Genomic DNA, 23,281 nt, shown 5'->3' with positions numbered 1-23,281 from the left:
TTCATTATTGACCAGATACAACTGCAGGTGTTGGCACAAGGCGTGGCCCTTGAGATGTTGTAGCCGGTTGTTTAACTACTGGAATTACAGATGATGTAATTTGAACAGCTGTTGTCTTTGCTGGTTGAGCAGGTTGTGCTGGCGCAGCTTGACCATTCGCTTTAGCTGCTTCCTCAGCCTTAGCCTTAGCTTCTGCCTCAGCTTTAGCTTTCGCTTCTGCTTCACGTTTCAAGCGCAATTCTTTTTCAAGAGGTACCACTGGTTTGTCGTAAACAGTGATATCTGTTTCGAATAGACGCCCCCAAGGGAATGTAGCTTTTACTGTACGAGGATCGATTTTAAGATATTTTTCAGCGAAGTCTTGAATCCGTTCGCCTAAGTAGCTTTCAAGACGTTCATTTAACTCGCCAGAATAACGTACATTATCTGTGCGAATAGAGTCTTGCATACGGTAAATATCTTTGCGGATATTTGCTTGGTACGCCCAGTTATCCAAATATTGTTGAGTCAACATTTTGCGGTGACCTTCTGGGCTCATAGTTTTGAGCAATACCCCTTGCGCAATGGCGTAGCCTACCGTATTACTTGCGGTATTCCAACCATTGTACGCACCGATTTTGTATAACATATCGCGTTTGTACATAGCAGCTACTAATGTATTGTCCGCACCATTGTTATAAGCAATATCAGCAACGCTTACGTTTACACCAGAATCAACAGCTTGTTGAATTCGATCTACGAAAGCATTTGTAGAATTAGAAATCATCGGGAAGTTCTCGAAGCTTTCAGATTCACCTGTGCTTGTAGTAAGTGGTGTATTCACTGCTAACAACACAGTTGGTTTGCCTTGTGTCACCATTGTGCCACCTACGGCCTCAACGTGTTGAGCAATTGTTTTATCGATGGTTTGGTCTTCGTAACCTGGCAATGTTTTACCGCCACCACCGAGTGGGTAAATTACAGAGAATGTAGGTTTTTCTGTACTTTCATCTGTACGAGAACGAGCCATCAACAAGAGCCCAAGTTGGTCGGCACCAGGGAAGCTACCATATTTCTCAACAGGAATATCCTTGGAATATTTACTTAAGTAACGACCTTCTAATGCAGATTGGGACAATTGGGATGTATCATCATGGCCCAATGCAAAGTAATTGAATACACCGCTACGAGTTTCGTCGATTAACTCTTTGTTGATTTTCATATTTTTTTGACGGCGGTCAAACCAGTCTTGTAAATATTCTACAGGAACAGAGGCTTGTAAGCTCATCAATTTTTGAGTTTCCTCTTGTGTTAAGGAGCCAGAGTCTAATTTATCTTGCAATGCTGCAATTTGGAAGATAGTAGGACCGTATTCCGCATAATAAGCTGGTTCAGTGCCGCCCCCACTAGCACGTGGAGAACGCATTACAGTGCCAAAACCATAAATACGCACGTTTTTATTACGAGCTTTTAAGGATTCAATACGTTTTAAACGGCTTTCCAATGTAGTAAGTGGAATGTTGTGTTTACGAGAGTCTACAAGACCACCATAAATAAGCGTATCTGTACTCAATACCATCACATCAGCACGACCTGCATTTTGTTCAACCCAAGCCATGATTTGATCTGCTTGACCTTGGTAATTCTTACCAGAAATCAAGTTCTGAGGTGGTGTCAATATAGTCATACCTGCTTCGCGAGCTGTATCTACAGTATATTGTAAGCTTACAGGGCGATCATCTTGAGGTACATACAACACGGTTTCCGCATCAATTTTAATAGATGTGCCAGTAGCGATAGCTGCAGCCATAAGTGCTACTTTCAACCATTTATTCGTCATAAATCAAATCTCCTTCTGTGTAGCGAGTACTCCCGACTCGCGAAATTAACTGTTTTATAATACTCTCTTTTTCTGACACTTTTATGAAATGTTCATATGCTCAATAGTATAATTATATCATTTGACTATTATTTCGCAACCGGCTTGGTTTTTCCTACCTTAGGCAGACTCCAATTGTACTTGAGGGCTAGCAGACGGATAACGAGTACTACTGTGAAAGCACCATATACGGCCATACTGTCCCAACTCGATGTGACCATAAGATAATAAACGATGCCTCCAATAATACTAGGCAAGGCATATACATCCTCTTTCAAAACAGATGGGATGCGTTGCGCCAACATATCGCGGATAATACCGCCACCAACAGCAGTGATTGTACCGAGCAACACAATAAAGATAGGCAACTCTGGATAAAGTTTAAAACCTGCAGAAGCACCTGTTACGGTAAATGATGCTAACCCTAACGCATCGGCCAGCAAGTAACTAGCTCGACTACGAGGCCCCATCGCATGCTTGCGATATCGGCTGTTATAAATCAAGAACACGATAACAGTTACCACTAAAACAACAGTAACATACACTATATTTCGCAATGAATTCGGCGGAAAATAGCCGAGCAACACGTCCCGTACAATACCACCACCAATAGCAGTAGCCAATGCAAGGACAGTCATACCAAATATATCCATCTTCCGGGATACCCCAACGAGTGCACCGGATACAGCAAAGGCAATGGTGCCAATCATATCAAATATATACCAAATAATGTCCATAATTCCCCCAAATAATCTATTCGCATAACTGCGTACACTATGATAGACTTTATGTAAGATATTATACATGAAGAGGTATGCCAATGACAAAAGACATTACACCTACAGACATTGAAAATATGGATGAACGCACACGGGACGAATATTTTATTGCCATTGCCATGGAAGAAGCTCGCAAGGCTTATGAACTTGGAGAAATCCCTATCGGTGCCATTCTCGTAAAAGATAATACAATTGTTTCACGCCACCATAATCGTCGTGAACTCGACCATGATGCAACGGCTCATGCAGAGGTCCTCGTAATCCGCGAAGCATGCGATGTACTCAAGCGCTGGCGGTTGACTGGTTGTACCCTGTATGTTACGATAGAGCCGTGTCCGATGTGCGCTGGAGCCATCATTAACAGTCGTATAGACCGTGTTGTATATGGTGCAAGTGATTACAAAGGAGGCGCCGTGGAATCGCTATTCAATGTGCTCTCTCATCCTGGTTTAAATCATGAACCAGAACTAGCATCTGGAGTGCTTGGTGATGAATGTAGCCAAATTATGAAAGACTTCTTTAAAGAGCGCCGTAAAGCACGGAGGAGTACCCAAGAGGCTGAAGGGTCCGCACTCGAAATGCGGTAGGTCGGGCAACCGGCGCGGGGGTTCAAATCCCTCCTCCTCTGCCAACTTTTAAATGATAATGATAGAGATATAATAGATAAACCTAGATACACATAATACAGATGTTATCTAGGTTTTCTTATATTATTGAGTGAATTTTGTGTATCAATCATTCTCTATTAAATGGTGGTATTTGCCCCATTTATTGCCCCATGACATTTTACAAAATCATATAATCATCTCTTACACCTTGCCATATAAGCAGGATGTTTTATTTTACACCAATAAAAATGTGCCCAATCATCACACATGAAAGAGCGTAAAATGCTTATAAAAAAGAGTTATACATGTTGCATAACTCTTAATACCAATATAATGTTTCTTCTTTAGGAAATGAGTTTAAACTTCCGTATTCCTCCAATTTATTTAAAGCGTGTACTGTATGCCACTCACTACCTTGCAATGGTTCTTTAACAATAGCCACATTGCTTTTACGATCTAATTCTATTATGCCATACTCAGCACTAGCGTTAGGGTGGAACTCATATATAGCTTTTTCTTCATTTAGTTTTATTAATATAAGAGATAACATTTTACCACTCTTTCCATATCATTTAAGTTCATTATACATAGTATTAAAACAAGATACAATATTTAGGCCTAGTCATGACTAGGCCTTTTTAGTAATAAAGTAAATATGAGTTCTACCATCTTTATCTACTTTTTCTCTATATTTTAATGATTTATCACTTATCAATAACTTTATGATAGGATTGAGGCGGATATACTCCGCCTCGTTACTGCATGAGAAATGTATCTTCATATCTGTTTCCTACTCACTACGGCCGTAACGATTAAATGCTTATTACAAAAGATATGTCGCATGTCACTTCAATATCTATCAAATTGATGAATTCATCTTGAATGATATTAAACTCTGTTTTAGTTAACGCCAACTAAACTATATAAAACGCTAACTATGATATGTACCCCCTTTACTGGACAACCAGTAAAGGGGGTATTTTCATGAGATATAGTTATGAATTTAAAAGAAAAGCAATTGAATTATTCTATCAAGGTGAATGGCCCAAGACGCCTAACGGTGTGAGGACAGATACATTTCATAAACTAATAAGAGATTGGGTTAAATTAGAAAGACTTCATGGTTCAGACATTAATAAATGTCGAGGGACTAATAAGTGTTGGTCTCCAAAAGAAAAATTTGAGTTAGTATGCCAAGTTCTTTCAGGTCAAGGTTTAAGATCAGTAGCTATTGTAGCGGGTATTAATTCTGGACAACTGTATCAATGGGTTCATAAATACAAAACTTTGGGATACAATGGTCTTATTAATAAACCTAAAGGACGACCACCAAAGGATTGCAAAATGAAAGTACCTAAGACTATCTCACCTCGAGAGCTCAAAGAGAGTGAATATGAGGAACTCATTCGCTTACGAGCTGAAAATGCTTATATTAAAGCTGAAAATGAAGTCATAAAAAAAGAGATTGCCTTGAGAGAAGAAAAAGAGGCTGCGCGACTCAAGGCGAAAAAGCAGCGATTATCAAAACGCTCCGCCAGCAAGGCTATCAACTAAAACATCTTTTGAAAGCTATGCCAATGTCCAAATCTACCTATTATTTTGAACTTAATAAAGTAGATCTTGTAGATAAAAGAAATACAGAGCTAAAAGATGAAATTCAAAAGATTTTTACAGAACATAAAGGGCGGTATGGTGTACGCCGTGTATATCGGGAGCTTCTTAATCGAGGTTTTGTAGTTAATCATAAACGAGTACAAAGACTTATGCATTGTATGGGACTCGCAGGAAATCGACCGAAAGAAAAGTATCACTCTTACAAAGGGAAAGTCGGTAAGGTAGCCGAAAATATCGTCAATAGAGATTTTAGTACAACTGCACCATTACAAAAATGGACTACTGATGTGTCTCAATTTAATTTCTCGTGGGGAAAATGCTATTTGTCGCCTATTTTAGATATGAATACGAATGAGATTATTGCTTATGACTTAGCATTAAGGCCCAACTTAGAACAAATTTCTCGTATGTTAGAGAAGGCATTCAAGAAGTTTACGAATCTTTCAGGATTAATCCTCCATTCTGATCAAGGATGGCAATACCAACATAAGTACTTTAGGAGAACACTCAAAGAACACGGTATTATTCAATCTATGTCTCGAAAAGGAAATTGTTATGATAACTCTGTGATGGAAACCTTTTTTGGTAGATTGAAAACAGAAATATATTATGGTTTTGAAACAGAATATTCATCATTTAATGCTTTTGCAGTAGCGATAGAAGAATACATTAACTATTACAACAACAGAAGGATCCAGAAAAAAACAAAATGGATGCCCCCTGTAAAATACAGGGAAGCATCCATGTGTTTAGGCTAGTAAATAATATGTGTCCAGGAAAATGGGTACATATCACTATGGTTAGCGCTTTTTTTGTATCTATATTTATCAATACTTTAGTAACTTTATGAGTTATAATATACACAAGATATAATTACTGCTATTAAATAGACTCAAGGGGACACTACTATGAAAAAATATTACCCTTATCTCATCACAGTGAGTCACATGATCAACGATTCCTGTCAAAGTGTGTTGCCTGCCCTTTTACCATTGTTCATTTATACCTATGGACTGAGCTTAGAGCAAGCAGGTTTTCTCATCTTAGCTAATACAGCATTATCATCATTATTACAGCCTTTACTAGGCTATATTTCAGACAAGATCAATCAACCGCGGCTCATTGCCTTCGGCGTTTTATTATCTGCATGTAGTACAGGTATGATGGGCTTTGTTACCTCTTATGAAAGCCTCCTCGTTTGTGCCACATTAGCGGGCGTTGGCTCTTCCATCTTCCATCCTGAAGGCGCGAAGATTATGAACCGTCTCGGTGGTGGCAAGAAAGGTAAGGCCATGGGCACCTTTGCTATCGGCGGCAGCTCAGGCTTCGCCTTTGGTCCACTCTTTGCAGGTGCCATTGCTTATACAGTTGGGCCTCATGGATTGGCAGCTTTCACTGTAGTAGGTATTATTATATCTACTATATTGTTCGTACTAATGCCTCGCATTGTAGCTCATGCACGTACCATCGACCAAGCAATTGCCACAGAAAATCCAACAGTGGCGGCGAAACCACTGAAGAACTACTGGAAATACTTTGGCATCTTGTTCATTATTATCTTGAGCCAATCAGTAAACTTCCGCGTTATCAATGCATTTATTCCGATTTTCTGGACTCGCGAGCTCGGTACAAGCCCCGAACAAGGCAGCTTTGCTTTAACCGTATTCTTTAGTATCGGTATCTTCATGACCTATATCGGCGGTCTATTGGGCGATAAATATGGTCCTATCAAGATTATCAGACTATCCCTATTAGTTTGGTTACCTGCTATGTTCCTATTAACAGAGGTGCCAACCTTCTCGCCATTCATCATGATGCCTGTAGCCTACTTGCTACTACTCATGATTGGTGCTGCTAAAGCAATTAGCTACAGCCCAGTTATCGTACTAGGCCAAACATATCTAGCCAAAAGTATCGGCTTTGCATCGGGTATCACCCTCGGCGTGAGCCAAACCATCGGTGGCGTCATCGCTCCTGTCGTAGGTAACCTAGCAGATACCTACTCCCTACCTGTTGCTATGATGACACTCGTGCCATTCCTCGTAATGGGCCTTGGGGCATCATTGATACTTAAAGATCCTAAAAAATTACAATAATTACAATAGAGAAAAGCCCCCTTACGGGGGCTTTTATAGTTAGCTAAATTAGTGTTTTAGCATTTCATTCAAGATAACTACGTCCGTTTCTTTCATCCCTTGAGCCACAGTGCCGATACTGCGTATGGTTTCATCAACGGAGTATGCTACAAGGCCATCGCCTTTTTGGTAGTTCTTATTAAGGCGTGCTTGTTTATATCCCATAAAGGCACCATCAAGGGAGATAGCAATTTTACCTGCACAAGATGGTTTTGCTCCATCGCAAACGATACCGGATAAGCTGGCAAGACCATTTACTAAGGTATTCTCAATGATATCCTTGCTATCACCTTTCAGGAAGGCAATGCCTGCTACACTTACAACACCAGCAGATACAACGCCGCAGTAGGCAGACAATTTACCAATGCCAGATTTAACATACAGTGTTAACAGGTTAGCAAAGACTAGCGCACGATAAAGTTCATCATCACTTTTACCAAGTTCCTCGGCAGTTGTAATGATAGGCACCGACACGGTTAAACCTTGGTTACCAGAGCCAGAGCAGATAACTACAGGCAATGGACAGCCACTCATGCGCGCATCTGATCCAGCCGCTGCATGAGCTTTACATTTTGTTTCTAGAGACGGGTTTTCTTCATCCAACAACAAGAGCTGGCCAATATTGGAGCCATAATCATTAGACAAACCTTCTCGAGAAATAGCTGTATTGTATTCTACTTGCTGTTTAATTTGAGGTATGACGCCAGAAATATCTGCCGTTTTAGAAAATTCGTAAATGCTATCAAAGGTCATTGCATATTTGGTTTTAGCTGCTTTCTGGATTTCATTGATTGTTTCAGACACAATCTCACCATCTACAGCAACATAGGTTACATTCGTATGGTCATTTTCAATGCGAACCACCGCTGTATGTTCATCTGTTTCAGCAGTGATTTCGATATAAAGATTATCTACACCTTCAGCGAGTGAGACCATACAGAAGTTAGCATCTAACAATGTGCCAAGCCATTTACGATCTTCATCTGTAGCAGATTCTAGTACCTCTAGCTCACGCTCAGGATGACCTACGATGGCACCAAGGGTAGCAGCCGCTTGAAGGCCCTTTCGTCCACCAGAGTTAGGAATTACTACGGATTTTACATTTTTAATAATATTCGCGCTGCATCGTGCGTGAATATGATTAGGAAACTCATCTAAAACAGAGACTGCCTTCGCAGCCGCATAAGCCAATGCAATCGGCTCAGTGCACCCGAAGGCAGGACGCATCTCTGATTTTAATAAGGAAATATAATCCATCTTATACTTCCGCAATAATTTCCACTTCTACCAAAGCACCCAATGGAAGATCTTTTACTGCTACGCAAGAACGAGCTGGTTTAGAAGTGAAATATTTAGCATACACTTCGTTAAATGCTTTGAAGTCACCGATATCAGCCAAGAAACAAGTAGTTTTAATAACTTCAGAGAAGTCAGAACCTGCTGCAGCCAATACAGCATCAATGTTTTTGCATACTTGTTCAGTTTGCTCTACGATACCGCTTGCAACAATGGAACCAGTTGCAGGATCGAGTGGAATTTGACCAGAAGCGAATAATAAACCGCCTACTACTTTAGCTTGAGAGTAAGGACCTACTGCTGCTGGAGCTTTGTCTGTGTGAATTGTGTTCATAATAATTCTCCTTTAAAAATATAATAAAAAATAATATAAATCATGCTAATGCCGACATACTCACATTAGTAATTACCTTGTATATGACATACTCTGTGAAAGTATATCTATAACAAATTATTTAATAGATTTGAAGGCATTGTCAAATATCGTTTTGAAATAATCCCGTTGTACATCAGTTGTTACACCTACGTATAGTACCGGTTTGCCTGGCTTTAACACAAATGCAGCATTTGCATAAAGCGGAGTTTGTACATTTCCATCCGCATATAACAATCGAGAACTTGCTGCATAAGTTTGATATTTAGTGCCTGCCACAGGATGTACTTGTTCCGCATTTTCTACGGTAAGCGTTCTAGGTTTTATAAGCAGTTCACCTGACCGAGTCTTAAGATTAGCATAGCGTTTCGGATCATTTAAAGGTACTACAGTTGTAGTAGTTGGAATTTGCTTGTTAATAGCACCTAACATGAGTTGTTCTGTAACAGGGTCAATTTGACCTTTATCTAGAGCCGCCATAGCCGCTACAAACATAGGATCATTAGCTTTGTCCTTAGCCACTTGCTGTGCAATTTGTTTTACATCTACAGCTACTACTAACGCATCCTTTTGACCTGTTTTGTCAGCACCTTTTAATTGGTATACGTCAAAAGTAGTGCCAAAGTTTTGAAGAAGCTCCTTGGCCATCATATTTGCCATTGAAGATTTTGAAGGATTCTCATTCAATTGTTTTTCTACAAAATCACGTGTATTTGTTTTAGATGCAGAAACAACATTTACATTGTTAGGCACTACCATAGAACCTGCAATAGTTTGCACATCCTTAGCGAAACCTACGCCAGATACAGTACCTAATAAACAGGCTGCACAAGCCAATACTTTCAAAGATTTCATATTATTTACCTCCCTTGAGAGATTGTGTTTGATACATATGATTCAACTCATTAGCCCAATAATCATAGCTAGAATCATCAGATGATAAAATCTGTAAGGATATACCTTTATCTGTAGGAACGGCATAACCAATCAAAGCATAAGAATTTCTAAAGCCATCATAGCTAAGAGCACCACGCAAATCGCCTGTTACAGCCGTACCATAACGTGTTTGAACAGGTTTATATCCTACATGAGTTGCATCTAGGCTCACTTGTTTTGCCATAAAGTCTACATAAGAACGGAGCTCTTCTTTACTTTTAGGAGATAAATTCTTTTCTGTAGCAAGCATTTTATCAACTACCCCCATAATGTGAGCAGGTAACTTGTCATTTAGCATCTTCAAATCTTTCGCTAATTTAGCACCTTCAATAGTATTGCCCTTCAAGCCTTGTAATTGTTGTTGAGCCTTCTCTTTAGAGTAGGAATCTACATATTTAGAGATAGAGCTTTTTATTTTAGCTTTTTCTGAGTCTGGAACCTTTTCTAAAATAGTTTTATTCATATTAATCACTTGATCTATAGCATTTTTAGAATAGTCTACAACAACTAACTGCCCTACATGGTGACCTTGTTTGTCAGTTCCTTGTAATTGATAGTAGGAAAAACCATCTAACACATCGCCCTTCATAGGTTCAACCTGTACCGGTGCTTGTAATTTTAAACTAGTATTAACAGCATCAACAGCCGCTTTATTTGCCACTGAAATTATTTGGCTTTGCTCATTATTACGTAGCTTTGCATCCGTAGGAACGCGCATGACTTCTACAGCTTTCACCGTAGGAGACGTACTGCCATATAAACCATAGCCTAAATCTACTGTATCAGCATATGCCACTGCACCCACGCCAACAGTCAAGCATGTGGCAAAAGCCAATGTCATCAATTTTTTATTGAGAGCTCTCATAAGACACCTCACGATTTAACAATACACTATGTATACAGATTATATTTATAACCTGTATTGCATATATAGATTTCAAAAAGATAATCTATACTGCATATATTAATTATTATACTATATAGAGATGTATAACTGTATAGTATAATTTACAACCTTTCAGTTCTGCTATACAATACTTAAATAGATATGTAAACATAGAGTATGAGAAATAGAAAGGAGTGCACACTTGGTGTGCTTTTATTATGATACAAGAAATAATTCCACTCACTAGGCCTCGTACATTAGCGGCCGCTTTAGGGCCTACCATTTTAGGTGCATCCTTTAGTTATTACGCATTTGGTGCTGTAAAGGGTACAGGTCTCGCCATTTTCCATACGATTTTAATATTTTTAGCTGTTGTAACAGCTCAAATTGTTGCTAACTTATGGAATGAATATAAAGATTTTAAATCTGGTCTCGATGCGGGGCAGAAGGTCGGCAATGCTGGTTCTATCACCCGTGGTGCCATTACACCAGAGCTCATCGTTACCATGATTAAGGTACTCATGGTTGTACCTATTATCATCGGTCTTTATCTATCGGCAACCATTACTTGGTACTATATTCCAGCTGGTTTTCTTTGCATTCTCATCAGTTTTCTCTACTCTGGTGGGCCAAAACCGATTTCTCGCACACCATTTGGTGAAATTTCCTCTGGTATCGCTATGGGTTTTGCCATCGTCCTCATTACAGGCTATGCATGGACGCGAGACTTATCTTTAGCATTATTAATCCCTGCTATTCCATCTACATTGCTCGTTGGTTCCATTATGCTCACGAATAATATTCGTGATATTCGAAATGATGAAAGCCATGGTCGTCGTACATTACCAATCGTATTGGGTCGTGAACGTGCCCTCAGTTTGATGAGCATCACTTACCTATTCAATTTCATTTGGATTCTTGCATGGATCATCGTAGGTCACATGACATGGTTCTCCCTCTTCGCCTTTCTCGCAGTACCACTAGCTTTCAAAACAGTACATACCTTAAGTACTAAAACAGATGAGTTCCTACTCGACAAAGCTATGGGTACAACTGCAGGGGCTGCAATGATTTACCAAATCATGTGGTCCATTGGACTTATCATAGGTAAATAAGGTTGAACCATAGATTCAATTATTAGCAAATAAGTGTTTACCAATACATACATTAAATACAATAAATAAAATTACATAAAATAAAGAGAGATTTCCAAACACTATCAACTATTTATAGATACTAGTTTGGAAATCTCTTTTTGGTATAACTTTAAGCTATGGAGAACTCGTAACAATTCCTTCTTGATAGATAGGAAATAATTTAGTACTATAAATGTAATATTTTATATGAAATGATTGTAAAAGGAGTGTGTCTAATGAGAAAATTTTTAGCATTAGCAGCTACTGTAATCCTTGGCGGTGCTTTATTAATCGCTGGTTGCGGTAATGACAATAACAAACAAGCTGCTAACAACGGCAAACAAGTATTAAAAATCGGTGCTACAGCAGTACCTCACGCAGAAATTTTGGAACAAGTTAAACCTGTCTTGGCAAAAGATGGTATTGATTTACAAATCACTGAATTCACTGATTACAACACACCAAACATTGCTTTGGGTGATAAAGAAATCGATGCAAACTTCTTCCAACATGTACCTTACATGGATGAATTCGCAAAAGCTCACAACCTTCCACTAGTATCTGCTGGTGGTGTTCACCTTGAGCCAATGGGCTTATACTCCCATCAAATTAAAGATTTAAAAGATCTTCCTAAAGGCGCTAAAATCGCTATCCCTAATGACCCTACAAACGGTGGTCGTGCATTATTGTTATTGCAAAAAGAAGGTCTTATCACATTGAAAGATTCCAGCAATATCTTGTCTACAATTCAAGATATCACTTCCAATCCTAATGGTTACCAATTTGTTGAATTAGAAGCAGCTCAAATACCTCGTTCTCTTGACGATGTAGCTTTAGCAGCTATTAACACAAACTATGCATTAAATGCAGGTCTTAACCCTAGTAAAGATGCATTGGCAATCGAATCTAAAGATTCCCCTTACGTAAACATCGTAACTGTACTTAAAGGCAATGAAAGCGATCCTCGCATCAAAAAATTGATGGAAGCTCTTCATAGCCCTGAAATCAAAAAATTCATTGAAGAAAAATACAAAGGTGCAGTTGTTCCTGCATTCTAAGTTATAACAAAAAAGAGACCACATTGGTGGTCTCTTTTTTTACTATAAGCTGTCCGCACCAAATCTAAATGGTAATAATTCATCAAGGTCAAGGACTCTATAATTTCCTTTTAAATTAGCCAAAATAATCTGTGGTATTTCAAATTCAGAAATTACTTGGCGACAGGCACCGCATGGTGCACAAGGCCCTTCCGTATCAGCAACTACGGCGAGGGCCTTAATTTTTGTACGACCTTCTGATACGGCTTTAAATATAGCAGTTCGTTCTGCACAGTTAGTTAAACCATAAGATACATTTTCTATATTGCAACCTTCATAGATTGCCCCATCCTCACACAGAAGGGCTGCACCCACTCCAAAATGAGAATACGGGCTATAGGTTTTCTCACGCGCTACTATAGCATGGTCAATAAGATTTTTAATTTCTTGTTCCGTCATATGGATCTCCTTATTCCACCATATCAAGAATCGTATCCACTACAATTGGTGCAGTTTTGCCAAAGGTAATTGACTCTAAATATGTTTTACTAGCATTGGCGAGCAAGCTTTCATCTGAAGCATACAAGGTAGCTATACTTTCACCAGCTCGAACAGTATCACCTGTTTTCTTATGCATTACGATGCCCGCACTATAATCAATAGGCCCATCCTTAACGGTGCGACCAGCTCCAAGCATAACAGATGCAATACCACATTGTTCTGTATTCATGTGTGTAATGTAACCATCTTGAGGCGCTGTAACATCATAGGTAAATTTTCCGATTGCTAATAAGCTTTCATCATCAAGAACTCGGCTGTCTCCACCTTGAGCATCAATCATCATGCGCAATCGTTCAAGAGCGGATCCCGAATTAAGGGCCTCTTGTACACGACTGAGAGCTGTTTCATAATCACAAATTTGGCTTAATACGAGCATATGAGCTGCCATAATAACACATTCATGAGTTAAATCCTCTGGGCCATGACCTTTCAACGTATCAATAACCTCACGGATTTCCAAAGCATTACCAATGGCATGACCCAGTGGTCTATCCATATCAGTTAAAACAGCCTTAACAGAGCGGCCATTTTCCGTTCCAATATCTACCATTGCTTTAGCCAATGCACGAGCATCATCTAAGGTTTTCATAAAGGCGCCACTACCAACCTTTACATCCAGCAAAATGGCTTGTGCCCCAGAGGCTAATTTTTTACTCATTACAGAGGATGCAATTAGAGGGATACTATCGACGGTGCCTGTTACATCACGCAAAGCATATAGCTTCTTGTCTGCAGGTGCCAGCCCTTCAGATTGTCCGATGACGGCAAGACCTATTGTATTGACTTGATTAATAAATGCCTCTTGGTCCAATGATACCTTTAGATTTGGTATGGACTCCATCTTATCGATAGTGCCGCCCGTATGCCCTAAACCACGACCAGACATTTTCGCCACCTTGCCTCCACAAGCAGCTACGAGAGGACCTATGATAAGTGTTGTCTTATCCCCTACACCACCAGTGCTATGCTTATCTACTGTTATCCCATCAATATCGGACAAATCTACCATATGCCCCGATTGTGCCATCGCTAATGTCAATGTGCCGAGTTCACGTGCATTCATCCCATTAAATACAATGGTCATCAATAAGGCACTCACTTGATAGTCGGGGATATCCCCATTTACATAGCCTGAGATGACAAAACGAATTTCCTCATCTGTTAAGGGTAAATTAGATCGCTTTTTTAGAATAATATCATACATGCGCATGGTTATACCGCCATTCTAAGAAACCACCTAAGCACGGCCTAGGTGGTTTTCTATTATACTTCTTCGTCTAAATGATCTTTAAGTAGTTCTACTGCTGCGCTAGCGCCAATACGACTGCAACCTTCTGCAATATAGGCTTTCATGTCAGAGATAGAACGAATACCACCGGCAGCCTTAATTTTTACATTAGGACCGATGTGTTTCTTAAAGAGTTGAATATCTTCAATACTGGCACCACTGCTACCAAAACCTGTAGATGTCTTGATATAGTCAGCACCACCATCCGTAATGCATTTGCAAAGCGCTACCTTTTCAGAATCAGTAAGGTAGCAAGTTTCAATAATAACCTTTAGGATTTTATCTCCACAGGCTGCTTTAAGGGCTTTAATTTCATCAGTAACGGCATCAAAATCACCTTGTTTTACATTGCCAAGGTTTATGACCATATCAATTTCAGAGGCGCCTTCTACAAGGGCTTGCTTTGTTTCAGCCACCTTCACCTCTGTTGTTTCATAGCCTAAAGGGAAACCAATAACAGTACATACATTGAGGCCTGGATATGCTTCATGGGCAGAAGCCACAAAGTCCGGTGGAATACATACAGATGCTGTTTTATAGGCTACGCCAGCTTCACAGATTTCTTTAATATCATCCCATGTAGCTGTGGGACGCAATAGTGTGTGGTCCACATAGGATAATAATTCTTTACCTAACATAGTGTCTCTCCTTACTAAAAAAATGACATTTGCTCTGGCTCAGGCTCTTTATGTAAAGCCTCTTGAGCAGCGCGATTTTTGTCATCAATAAATGGTTCTAGTGGTACACCTGTAGCCTTCAATAAATCTGGCAAGCTATTAACGCCCTTAGCTTTAGCCGCCTCCAATACAACCTTAGCACATGTTTCTGCATCATCTAATGCGTAGTGATGTTTAAACTCGACTCCGATGTATGCAGCCATTGTATTTAGCTTATGATTTACTAAATCTGGCCATACTGCACGTGAAAGTTTCACCGTACAAGCATAATCAAGATCAGGCCAAGGGATTTTATAGTAATCCAGTGTAGCACGCAATACATTCATATCGAATTTTGCATTGTGAGCTACCATGATATTGCCTTTTAAGTGATTTTCGTAGATAGCATTCCACAATTGATCAAATGTTTTCTCGTGGATAACATCCTTTGGTTGAATGCCATGAATTTCAATACATTCATCATCGAAGCTCATGAATGGTGGTTTAATAAGGCTGTATGCCTTTTTTATAATCTGTCCGTCCTTTACGGTAATAACCGCCAAGGAGCACGCGCTATTTTTAAATTTATTAGCTGTTTCAAAGTCTAATGCAACAAAATCTAACATAGGACTCCTTTCAAATCTATATGTTTCAAAATTTATATATAAGAATTATATTCATTTTCTCCATTTATTATAGCATGAAACAGTCTATAATCTACTATTCAAGGGTGACTAATAGTCACCGCTTTCACAGTAATTTTAATTGACAGATGGGCCCTCTGTATGTGAAAATTATTTAGATATATATGTAGTATGGAGGTTGCAACATGGCAGATGACAGATTAATCGTTGCCCTTGACGTATCCACGATGGATGCTGTAAAAGAAATCGTATTATCACTCGGTGATTCGGTTAGCTTTTACAAGGTCGGCATGGAGCTATTCTACGCCGAAGGAGCAAAAACAATTCGCTTTTTACAAGAGCAAAACAAACAAATATTTCTTGATTTGAAATTGCACGACATTCCAAACACCGTAGCCCATGGAGTTTCTTCCTTAACACGTCTCGGCGCTAGTTTAATCACTTTGCATGGTCAAGGTGGCCCTGTCATGATGAAAGCCGCTGTAGAGGCAGCTCGTGAAAGTGGTGAAATACTAGGCGTTGAGCGACCAAAATTATTGGCTATCACTGCTCTAACTAGTTTCGACGATGAATCTTGGACTGCTATCGGTGGCCAACTACCTATTTCCGACCAAGTAATTCGCCTTGCTAAGCTTGCTAAAGAATGTGGTATGGATGGTGTTGTATGTTCCGCATTAGAAGCTAAGATGATTCGTGAAGCATGTGGTGATGATTTCCTCATCGTAACACCTGGTATTCGCCCTTCCTTTGCAGCAACAAATGACCAAAAACGTATTGCTACTCCTGCTAGTGCATTACAAGATGGCGCATCTCGCCTCGTTATTGGCCGCCCTATTACACAGGCTGAAAATCCTCGTGAAGCAGTTCGTTTAATTATTGAAGAAATGGAGAATGTATCCAAATGATGACAGAACAAGAAGTAAAACAATTACTCATCGATACTCAAGCTATTTTAGAAGGTCACTTCCTTTTGACATCTGGACTCCACAGCCCAATGTACGTTGAAAAATTCAATGTATTGCAACATCCTAAATACACTGAAACGCTTTGTAAAGAATTAGCTGAACGCTTCCGCGACCAAAATGTAGAACTCGTTATTGGACCTATGACTGGCGGTATCTTACTTGCTCACGAAGTGGGTAAAGCTCTTGGCACACGTGCGATCTTCACTGAACGAGAAAAAGGTGTTATGACATTGCGCCGTGGCTTTAAAATTGAGCCAGGCACACGCGTACTTATCGTTGAAGATATCGTAACTACTGGTGGTTCTGTACAAGAAGTAGTAAATGTTGTAAACCAAGCCGGTGGTGAAATCGTAGGTGTAGGTTTGCTTGTTAACCGCTCTGGTGGTAAAGCAGAATTCGGCGTACCTCATGAAAAAGTACAAGCATTGCTTAACCTCGAAGTTCCTACATATAAACAGGAAGAATGCCCTCTTTGTAAAGATGGCGTAGCTATGACCGAACGTGGTTCTAAACACATCAAATAAAATTATAAACAGATACAAAAAGAGCTCCTTCACTGAGGAGCTCTTTTTGTTTGTGTGTAGTTATTGTGTGTAAGAGAGAGATTCTGATACGAATGTATCACATAGAGTGTGTGGCTCTACGGTGGCCATGAATGCACTTTCACGACCACGTTCTCTATTATTTATGAGAGAAAAGGACTCATAAAATATGGTTAGTTTTGTGTAGTTTGTGATGCACCTTGACCAGTTTGTTGTTGTGGTGCATTACCATTAGATTGTTGTGGTCCTGGACCTTGTGGAGGCATTTGACCATTTTGATACATATGCTGACCACCATTATTTCGTCCCATACCATCTTGAGGCATCATTTGGTTTTGACAATTTTGGTACATATGTTGACCATTATTTGGTCCCATACCATCTTGAGGCATCATTTGATTATTTCCATCCATCATATGTTGGTCCATATGCATATTAGAACCATCATGTCTATGTGGTTTTCTAAACTGTTGTTCATTGGTTTTCATCCATTCACCAAAATTTGGTAAATCATTTACAGCAAAGGATGTACCTACACCTACAGCACTGATTACAGTTAGAATGGCAGCAATTATAATTCGTCTCATAGGTCCTCCTTAATCTACATTGCTGAAATAACGTTCGCGTACACCACGAAGTTCAATACCAATAAAGATACATGTAAGGCCCCCAAAGAGACCTACACCACCAAGTGCAACTAAAGTTACCAATGATAATGCAGGAAATGCCGTTACATTCTCAAACGGTTGCCATGAGCTTCCGAGTAAATATAAGATAGCAGGTGTAATAATAAATAGTAAAACCCCTACAATATATGACAAACCACTTCCAATAGATAACAATGTTTTGGATGCTTTTTTAGCCATACCTGGTAATTGTGGTAATAAACGTTCTTTATAATCATCAAAGCGTGCATAAATTTCTTGCATATTAACAGATTTACTTTCAGCACCATCTTGTCCTAATGTATCTGTAATAATACCTGCATCTACATAGGATGTATAGATTTCTTCTGGAGTTCCCAAAGATTTAATGATTTCACTATCTGTAAGACCTTTTTCATAGCCTACAGCAAAATGTTCCTCATAAACCTCTATAATACTCTCTACATCAGCAACGCGCGCTTTCTTAAATATATTGCGCAGTGCTTCTAAAAAGTTATTTTTGTTCATTATAGTCTACTCCTTTCAACAAGATATTTATTACACCAGAGAATTCATCCCATTCTTGGCGCATCTTATTGTATGCTGCACGACCATCAGCCGTGATATGATAATATTTTCGAGATGGTCCTGTGGAAGATTCCTTCAAATATGTTTCAACATACTTTTCTTTTTTTAATCTATTAAATAATGGATATATCGTTCCTTCCGAAATTTCAATATACTCCGAAATGGTGCTTACGATTTCATATCCATAGCGATCACTTTGTGTTAATAATGCTAGCACAAGCATATCCATAACACCTTTTTTTAATTGAACTTGCATAGTTCCTCCCTTTAGGTTGTGCCTACCTGCCAATGTGAAAGCTCTCTTACGGTCACTATCATGTACTGACAAATACATAATAACACAAGGTACCTCGTATTGCAAGGTACCTTGTTAAAAATATAATTTACAAAATAAAAATTAACACATTCCAACGATCACAAACATAGATAATTACTGAATTTATAGATATAAAATACTTTAGAAATTTATATATTTTACAAGTGGTTTTACACAAATCTAGTCTAATAATTCAACTGAAATAAAAAATCCTCATCTTAGATGAGGATTTTTATTTCAGTTAAATTTAATCTACTAATATATTTAATACTCCGATTAATTCGAAGATGCTTGGCCTAATTTAAGCTGTGTGCTCTTCATTTTGCCATTATGAGTATAAGATACCAAAACTGTATCACCAGGGCTCTTAGCGTCAATTTGCTCTTTTAATTCTAACAATGTGCTAATATCCTTACCATCAACTTGAGCAATTGTATCTCCTTCCACTAAACCAGCCTGTGCAGCAGGACCATTCGCATCAAGTTGGACAATAAGAAGACCTTCGCCTTCATAACTTACATTGTTACGCGCTGCTGTTTGACGATCCACAGCCCACACACCAATATAAGGGCGTACAACCTTACCATTTTTAATAATAGAGTCTACAACGGTCATAGCGGAATTAATAGGAATAGCAAATCCCATACCTTCCACACCTTCTTTAGAAATCTTAGAGCTATTAATACCAATTAACTCTCCGTCCGCATTGATGAGCGCACCACCGGAGTTACCTGGATTGATAGCTGCATCCGTTTGGATCAATGGGAAGCGTTGTCCTTGATCATCAATAGTACGAGCTAACGCACTAATTACACCAGATGTAACAGAGCCTTTAAACTCTAGACCTAATGGATTACCAATAGCAATAGCAGGTTCCCCTACTTGTAAAGAGTCAGAGTCACCAATTTTTATGGGTTGAATATCCTTTGGTGGATCGATTTTAACAACAGCTAAGTCTGTTTGGGCATCTGTACCGATAACTGTACCTGTGACCGTAGATCCATTGGACAAGGAAACTGTAACCTCTCCATTTTTTGCACCAGCTACAACGTGATTATTTGTTACGATATGTCCATCATTGTCAATCAATACACCAGAGCCTACACCTTCCCCAGCATAGATGGTACGGTTAAAAATATCCTTTTGGAAAACTTGTGTAGTAATCCCCACTACAGCCGGACCAGATTCTTTAGCCGCTTGTACCACGTATGTATTACGCGTATCCGTAATAGGTTTTGTTTGTTTTGTTTGTTCTCGTACAGTCGTTTGATGTGTAACGGGATTACCAAAGAAATAGTATCCTCCACCTACGCCAATACCGAGGGCTAGCACACAAGCAATAATTGATTTCTTATATTTTGAAAAATTCATGCATATCTCCTTATATCATTTCTTAATGATTTCTTAGTGCCATATTCCTTATTATATAAAATGTCAATCGCAATCAAATACACACTTTAACAATAATGTAACATAGCAATATATAGCAGTATATGTCTACTTTCACCAAAATCAATTTTATAAAATCAATTTTTGATGAACCTATTATAGTACGCAAGACATGACATTGCAAGATAACAATTTATTACATCTATTATAAAAATATAATTTCTATAAATAATATGTATCTCGTAATACGTTAAGAGCAAATCTAATTTCAAGACGATTCAACTGTAGAGAAATTACATAAAAACATATCTATATAAAAATGTACCATATAAAACATAAAGGGCATTCACTAGCCGTCGCTAGGAATGCCCTTTATGCATATAGTTTGAGAGTGTAAGGACTGTTGAGAGAGAGTATATGTGATCTAGATAAGTTGAGAGAGAACTTATTAAGAGAGAGAAGTTTAGTTGTTTCTTATCTAGAATCAAAAGTCAGCCTTACTTAAATAAGTATACATGGAATATCTAAACTATCAAAGGAAGTATATAAACAATTTTTAAATCTTTGATTATATCTATATAATAACTTCCTATAAACTCATATTTTATCAACAGCCACCAAAAACGTGAGCGTAATATGAAAGTGCTTTTCAGTTATCAAACAAATTTATAACCAACGCCCCATACAGTAATGATGTGCTTACTATCGGATGGATTATCTTCAATTTCTTCACGTAAACGGTTGATATGAACCGCTACAGTTGCATAATCACCATAGGAATCAAGGCCCCATACGCGAGAGTATAATTCTTCTTTACTAAATACGATATCACGGTTGCGCATCAAGAATTCTAATAACTGGAATTCTTTCTTTTTAAGGTGAACTTCTTTTTCGTTTACCCAAACTTTCATCATCTTAGGATCAAGACGGATTTCTCCAGATTGAATCGCATTAGTTTCCATTGCATCACGCTCTGTTAAGCGTTTATATTGTGCCAACATAGCTTTAATTTTTGCAATCAATACAGATGGAGAGAATGGTTTTTCAATGTAGTCATCAGCACCTACGCCGAGACCACGGATTTTATCGATATCATCGAGACGAGCTGTTACCATAACAATTGGTACACGAACCTTGTCACGAATTTGTCGACAAACTTCAAAACCATCCATTTCTGGCAACATAACATCAAGGATGATAAGGTCTACAGGAGTATTTAAGGCAGCCTCAATACCCTCAGTACCATTAGTCATAATAGTTACATCATAACCTGCCACCATCAAATAATCACGCTCAATATTGGCGATATCCAAATCGTCTTCAATAATTAAGATATGTTCACTCATGATTCTTCTCCTTGTTTAGGAAATTCTAATATAATACGTAGACCATGTGGTCTTACATTTTCAATCACAACTCGGCCTTCAAAGATTTCCATAATTCGACGAATAATCGACAATCCAAGACCACTACCTTCTTGTGGATTCGTACGAGATGAATCTACACGGTAGAATGGACGCATTAGACGTTCTAGAGATTCTGGTGGTACCCCTGGGCCATCATCACTGATAACACAGTATACAAAATCATCATCACTAGTTACATCAATAACACAATGACCAACATCGGCCATTTTATACTTAGCACTATTGTTCAACACATTTTGTAAAACCCGTTGTAACAATTGTGGGTTTGCATTAATGAAAGCATTTTCCGCTGCTATACGGAATTTAATTTCTAGACCTCTTGTTTGATAAGGAGCCAAATGATCTTCTACAAAATCACGTACATATTGACCGAGTTCAATTCGTTCAGATGGACGCGACTCTTTTTTATAATTCAAAGTTGTAATGAGGAATAATTCCTCTAACATCGAATCTAAATCATTAGCACGTTTCAAAATGATTCCCATATAGCGTTTTTGTTGCTCTTCGGTTGGTGCAATACCATCACGAACGCCTTCTGCATACGCTTTAATCGCTGTTAACGGCGTTCGAATATCATGGGATATCCCTGCTAGTAACTCTTTTTGTTGCTCCTGTTCCATTTCAATCTGACGATTGGCCATTTCTAAGGATTTTGTCATATTCTTAACATGAATCATGATAAAGCGTGTAACAAATCGGTTAATAGCAAAGAATGTAACAATAAAGAGTAATATAGCCACTACAATAATATAGAAGGAAACTGATTCCATTAAGCTATCACTACCATGAGTAGCGCGCTTTATAGCAATATGATATACGTAAGTATGACGCCCATCATATTTCCGCATTTCATATACGAACGTATTATTGGACTGATATACAATACCTTGTAATTCAGGGTTTACATCAATAAGACCAACAATAGCTGAAGCGCTATAGATTTGAGGATTACCATAGCTGTACACCATATTACCTTGATCTAGTACCTCTACATATACTTCCTTTGGATCAAGTAGACTATAGCTAGGCTTTACTAAGCTATCTATTAAGTTGTTTTCTAAACCATAAAAGGTAATTGTTTCAGTGATTCGACTGACACTTTTAAACTGTTGTTCCTGCTCAATACGCAAATAGTAACCGGCATTAGCCAATATGCGCAGACCTGTAAAGTATAGCAAAAATAAGATAATTGCTATCAAAATAGGCACTACAAAGAGCACAACATTGGATATCCAAATCCGTATTTGTAAATTCACAGGGTTACCTCAATATCATAAATATTAGATACTTCTTATAGTTTACGCTATTTTTAATACTTAAAGCAAGTAAAAAGCGTAAAAAAGTGATTTAACTTTCATATTTTCTTCATTATCAGTTTATAATTAGCCGTTATTACATATGTTCTGTATACCTTTTATTATCTAGTGTTTTTAAACTTTAAATACAATCTACACGTATCCGGGTAATTAATTTTAATGTAGTATAGGTAGTTTTTAGGACATCAGGAACAAGAACTCATAAATACTGGCTCTATAATAAATGTTGGGGTGACACCACTACGGTGTCACTTCCAACATTATTTTTTTGCAAAAAAATAAGCATA

Annotated in this window: 25 protein-coding genes and 1 tRNA gene; 9 read left to right on the top strand and 17 right to left on the bottom strand. The window is 38.5% G+C overall.

What is annotated here, in order from left to right; all coding sequences use genetic code 11:
* Positions 1-4: 4 nt before the first annotated feature.
* Together ACWTVK_RS08650 and ACWTVK_RS08645 are read right to left on the bottom strand one after the other, a co-directional pair.
* The gene (locus ACWTVK_RS08650; RefSeq protein WP_456046567.1) at positions 5-1,819 is read right to left on the bottom strand and encodes a DUF4127 family protein; all 1,815 of its coding nucleotides are present in this window, start codon (positions 1,817-1,819) and stop codon (positions 5-7) included.
* 128 nt (positions 1,820-1,947) lie between these two features.
* Positions 1,948-2,595 (bottom strand): trimeric intracellular cation channel family protein, encoded by a 648-nt coding sequence (locus ACWTVK_RS08645; RefSeq protein WP_287512089.1) that lies wholly within the window; start codon positions 2,593-2,595, stop codon positions 1,948-1,950.
* Positions 2,596-2,678: 83 nt separating this feature from the next.
* On the opposite strand from ACWTVK_RS08645, the gene tadA reads away from it, so the two are divergent.
* Both tadA and ACWTVK_RS08635 read left to right on the top strand, forming a co-directional pair.
* Positions 2,679-3,224 (top strand): tRNA adenosine(34) deaminase TadA, encoded by a 546-nt coding sequence (gene tadA / locus ACWTVK_RS08640; protein WP_456046593.1) that lies wholly within the window; start codon positions 2,679-2,681, stop codon positions 3,222-3,224.
* Positions 3,178-3,268 (top strand) — tRNA-Ser (locus ACWTVK_RS08635). The genes tadA and ACWTVK_RS08635 overlap by 47 nt, the downstream gene beginning before the upstream one ends.
* 296 nt (positions 3,269-3,564) lie before the next feature.
* On the opposite strand, the gene ACWTVK_RS08630 is transcribed toward ACWTVK_RS08635, so the two are convergent.
* On the bottom strand, positions 3,565-3,795 hold the full coding sequence (locus ACWTVK_RS08630; protein WP_119206496.1) for a hypothetical protein: 231 nt from the start codon (positions 3,793-3,795) through the stop codon (positions 3,565-3,567).
* 434 nt (positions 3,796-4,229) lie between these two features.
* On the opposite strand from ACWTVK_RS08630, the gene ACWTVK_RS08625 reads away from it, so the two are divergent.
* The 3 genes from ACWTVK_RS08625 to ACWTVK_RS08615 all read left to right on the top strand — a co-directional run bounded on the left by ACWTVK_RS08625 (position 4,230) and on the right by ACWTVK_RS08615 (position 6,955).
* Positions 4,230-4,799 (top strand): helix-turn-helix domain-containing protein, encoded by a 570-nt coding sequence (locus tag ACWTVK_RS08625; RefSeq protein ID WP_456046566.1) that lies wholly within the window; start codon positions 4,230-4,232, stop codon positions 4,797-4,799.
* Positions 4,763-5,617, top strand: coding sequence for an IS3 family transposase (locus ACWTVK_RS08620; protein WP_456046592.1), 855 nt, complete (start codon positions 4,763-4,765; stop codon positions 5,615-5,617). Before ACWTVK_RS08625 ends, ACWTVK_RS08620 begins: the two co-directional genes overlap by 37 nt.
* Positions 5,618-5,767: 150 nt before the next feature.
* Positions 5,768-6,955: an MFS transporter gene (locus ACWTVK_RS08615; RefSeq protein ID WP_456046565.1), complete on the top strand. Its 1,188-nt coding sequence runs from the start codon at positions 5,768-5,770 to the stop codon at positions 6,953-6,955.
* A gap of 48 nt (positions 6,956-7,003) precedes the next feature.
* Here ACWTVK_RS08615 and ACWTVK_RS08610 read toward each other — a convergent pair whose 3' ends face one another.
* From ACWTVK_RS08610 to ACWTVK_RS08595, 4 genes are all read right to left on the bottom strand, one after another.
* On the bottom strand, positions 7,004-8,251 hold the full coding sequence (locus ACWTVK_RS08610) for an L-cysteine desulfidase family protein (RefSeq protein WP_456046564.1): 1,248 nt from the start codon (positions 8,249-8,251) through the stop codon (positions 7,004-7,006).
* A 1-nt stretch (position 8,252) separates the two neighbouring features.
* Positions 8,253-8,624, bottom strand: a complete 372-nt coding sequence (locus ACWTVK_RS08605) for a RidA family protein (RefSeq protein WP_456046563.1) — start codon at positions 8,622-8,624, stop codon at positions 8,253-8,255.
* 117 nt (positions 8,625-8,741) lie between these two features.
* Positions 8,742-9,518, bottom strand: a complete 777-nt coding sequence (locus tag ACWTVK_RS08600; protein WP_105085320.1) for a hypothetical protein — start codon at positions 9,516-9,518, stop codon at positions 8,742-8,744.
* Position 9,519: 1 nt separating this feature from the next.
* A complete protein-coding gene (locus tag ACWTVK_RS08595) occupies positions 9,520-10,464 on the bottom strand; it encodes a hypothetical protein (RefSeq protein ID WP_456046562.1) in 945 nt (314 codons plus the stop codon).
* A gap of 239 nt (positions 10,465-10,703) precedes the next feature.
* On the opposite strand from ACWTVK_RS08595, the gene menA reads away from it, so the two are divergent.
* Both menA and ACWTVK_RS08585 read left to right on the top strand, forming a co-directional pair.
* Positions 10,704-11,600, top strand: a complete 897-nt coding sequence (gene menA, locus ACWTVK_RS08590; RefSeq protein ID WP_314108246.1) for a 1,4-dihydroxy-2-naphthoate octaprenyltransferase — start codon at positions 10,704-10,706, stop codon at positions 11,598-11,600.
* Positions 11,601-11,857: 257 nt separating this feature from the next.
* Complete coding sequence (locus ACWTVK_RS08585) at positions 11,858-12,679, top strand: MetQ/NlpA family ABC transporter substrate-binding protein (RefSeq protein ID WP_156719647.1); 822 nt, start codon at positions 11,858-11,860, stop codon at positions 12,677-12,679.
* Positions 12,680-12,721: 42 nt separating this feature from the next.
* On the opposite strand, the gene ACWTVK_RS08580 is transcribed toward ACWTVK_RS08585, so the two are convergent.
* The 4 genes from ACWTVK_RS08580 to ACWTVK_RS08565 are packed head-to-tail and all read right to left on the bottom strand — an operon-like array spanning position 12,722 to position 15,789.
* A complete protein-coding gene (locus tag ACWTVK_RS08580) occupies positions 12,722-13,117 on the bottom strand; it encodes a cytidine deaminase (protein ID WP_456046561.1) in 396 nt (131 codons plus the stop codon).
* A 10-nt stretch (positions 13,118-13,127) separates the two neighbouring features.
* Positions 13,128-14,429 (bottom strand): pyrimidine-nucleoside phosphorylase, encoded by a 1,302-nt coding sequence (locus ACWTVK_RS08575; protein WP_456046560.1) that lies wholly within the window; start codon positions 14,427-14,429, stop codon positions 13,128-13,130.
* Between the two features lie 53 nt (positions 14,430-14,482).
* Complete coding sequence (gene deoC / locus ACWTVK_RS08570) at positions 14,483-15,145, bottom strand: deoxyribose-phosphate aldolase (protein ID WP_456046559.1); 663 nt, start codon at positions 15,143-15,145, stop codon at positions 14,483-14,485.
* A gap of 14 nt (positions 15,146-15,159) precedes the next feature.
* A complete protein-coding gene (locus tag ACWTVK_RS08565) occupies positions 15,160-15,789 on the bottom strand; it encodes a 3'-5' exonuclease (protein WP_005387936.1) in 630 nt (209 codons plus the stop codon).
* Positions 15,790-15,992: 203 nt separating this feature from the next.
* Here ACWTVK_RS08565 and pyrF point away from each other — a divergent pair, with 203 nt between their 5' ends.
* Both pyrF and pyrE read left to right on the top strand, forming a co-directional pair.
* Positions 15,993-16,712 carry an orotidine-5'-phosphate decarboxylase gene (gene pyrF, locus ACWTVK_RS08560; protein ID WP_456046558.1) on the top strand — a complete coding sequence of 240 codons (720 nt, stop codon included), beginning with the start codon at positions 15,993-15,995 and terminating at the stop codon, positions 16,710-16,712.
* Positions 16,709-17,296: an orotate phosphoribosyltransferase gene (pyrE, locus tag ACWTVK_RS08555; RefSeq protein ID WP_456046557.1), complete on the top strand. Its 588-nt coding sequence runs from the start codon at positions 16,709-16,711 to the stop codon at positions 17,294-17,296. Before pyrF ends, pyrE begins: the two co-directional genes overlap by 4 nt.
* A gap of 191 nt (positions 17,297-17,487) precedes the next feature.
* Here pyrE and ACWTVK_RS08550 read toward each other — a convergent pair whose 3' ends face one another.
* The 6 genes from ACWTVK_RS08550 to ACWTVK_RS08525 all read right to left on the bottom strand — a co-directional run bounded on the left by ACWTVK_RS08550 (position 17,488) and on the right by ACWTVK_RS08525 (position 22,934).
* Positions 17,488-17,901 (bottom strand): transcriptional regulator, encoded by a 414-nt coding sequence (locus ACWTVK_RS08550; protein ID WP_456046556.1) that lies wholly within the window; start codon positions 17,899-17,901, stop codon positions 17,488-17,490.
* A gap of 9 nt (positions 17,902-17,910) precedes the next feature.
* A complete protein-coding gene (locus ACWTVK_RS08545) occupies positions 17,911-18,486 on the bottom strand; it encodes a DUF1700 domain-containing protein (protein WP_456046555.1) in 576 nt (191 codons plus the stop codon).
* The gene (locus ACWTVK_RS08540) at positions 18,473-18,802 is read right to left on the bottom strand and encodes a PadR family transcriptional regulator (protein WP_456046554.1); all 330 of its coding nucleotides are present in this window, start codon (positions 18,800-18,802) and stop codon (positions 18,473-18,475) included. Before ACWTVK_RS08540 ends, ACWTVK_RS08545 begins: the two co-directional genes overlap by 14 nt.
* Before the next feature lie 336 nt (positions 18,803-19,138).
* A complete protein-coding gene (locus ACWTVK_RS08535) occupies positions 19,139-20,233 on the bottom strand; it encodes a S1C family serine protease (RefSeq protein WP_456046553.1) in 1,095 nt (364 codons plus the stop codon).
* A 674-nt stretch (positions 20,234-20,907) separates the two neighbouring features.
* The gene (locus ACWTVK_RS08530) at positions 20,908-21,597 is read right to left on the bottom strand and encodes a response regulator transcription factor (protein WP_005387927.1); all 690 of its coding nucleotides are present in this window, start codon (positions 21,595-21,597) and stop codon (positions 20,908-20,910) included.
* Complete coding sequence (locus ACWTVK_RS08525) at positions 21,594-22,934, bottom strand: sensor histidine kinase (protein WP_308522791.1); 1,341 nt, start codon at positions 22,932-22,934, stop codon at positions 21,594-21,596. The genes ACWTVK_RS08530 and ACWTVK_RS08525 overlap by 4 nt, the downstream gene beginning before the upstream one ends.
* Positions 22,935-23,281 lie beyond the last annotated feature (347 nt).

Source organism: Veillonella sp. Ser01 (assembly GCF_053850375.1).
This window is presented reverse-complemented; position numbering and strand designations above follow the sequence as displayed.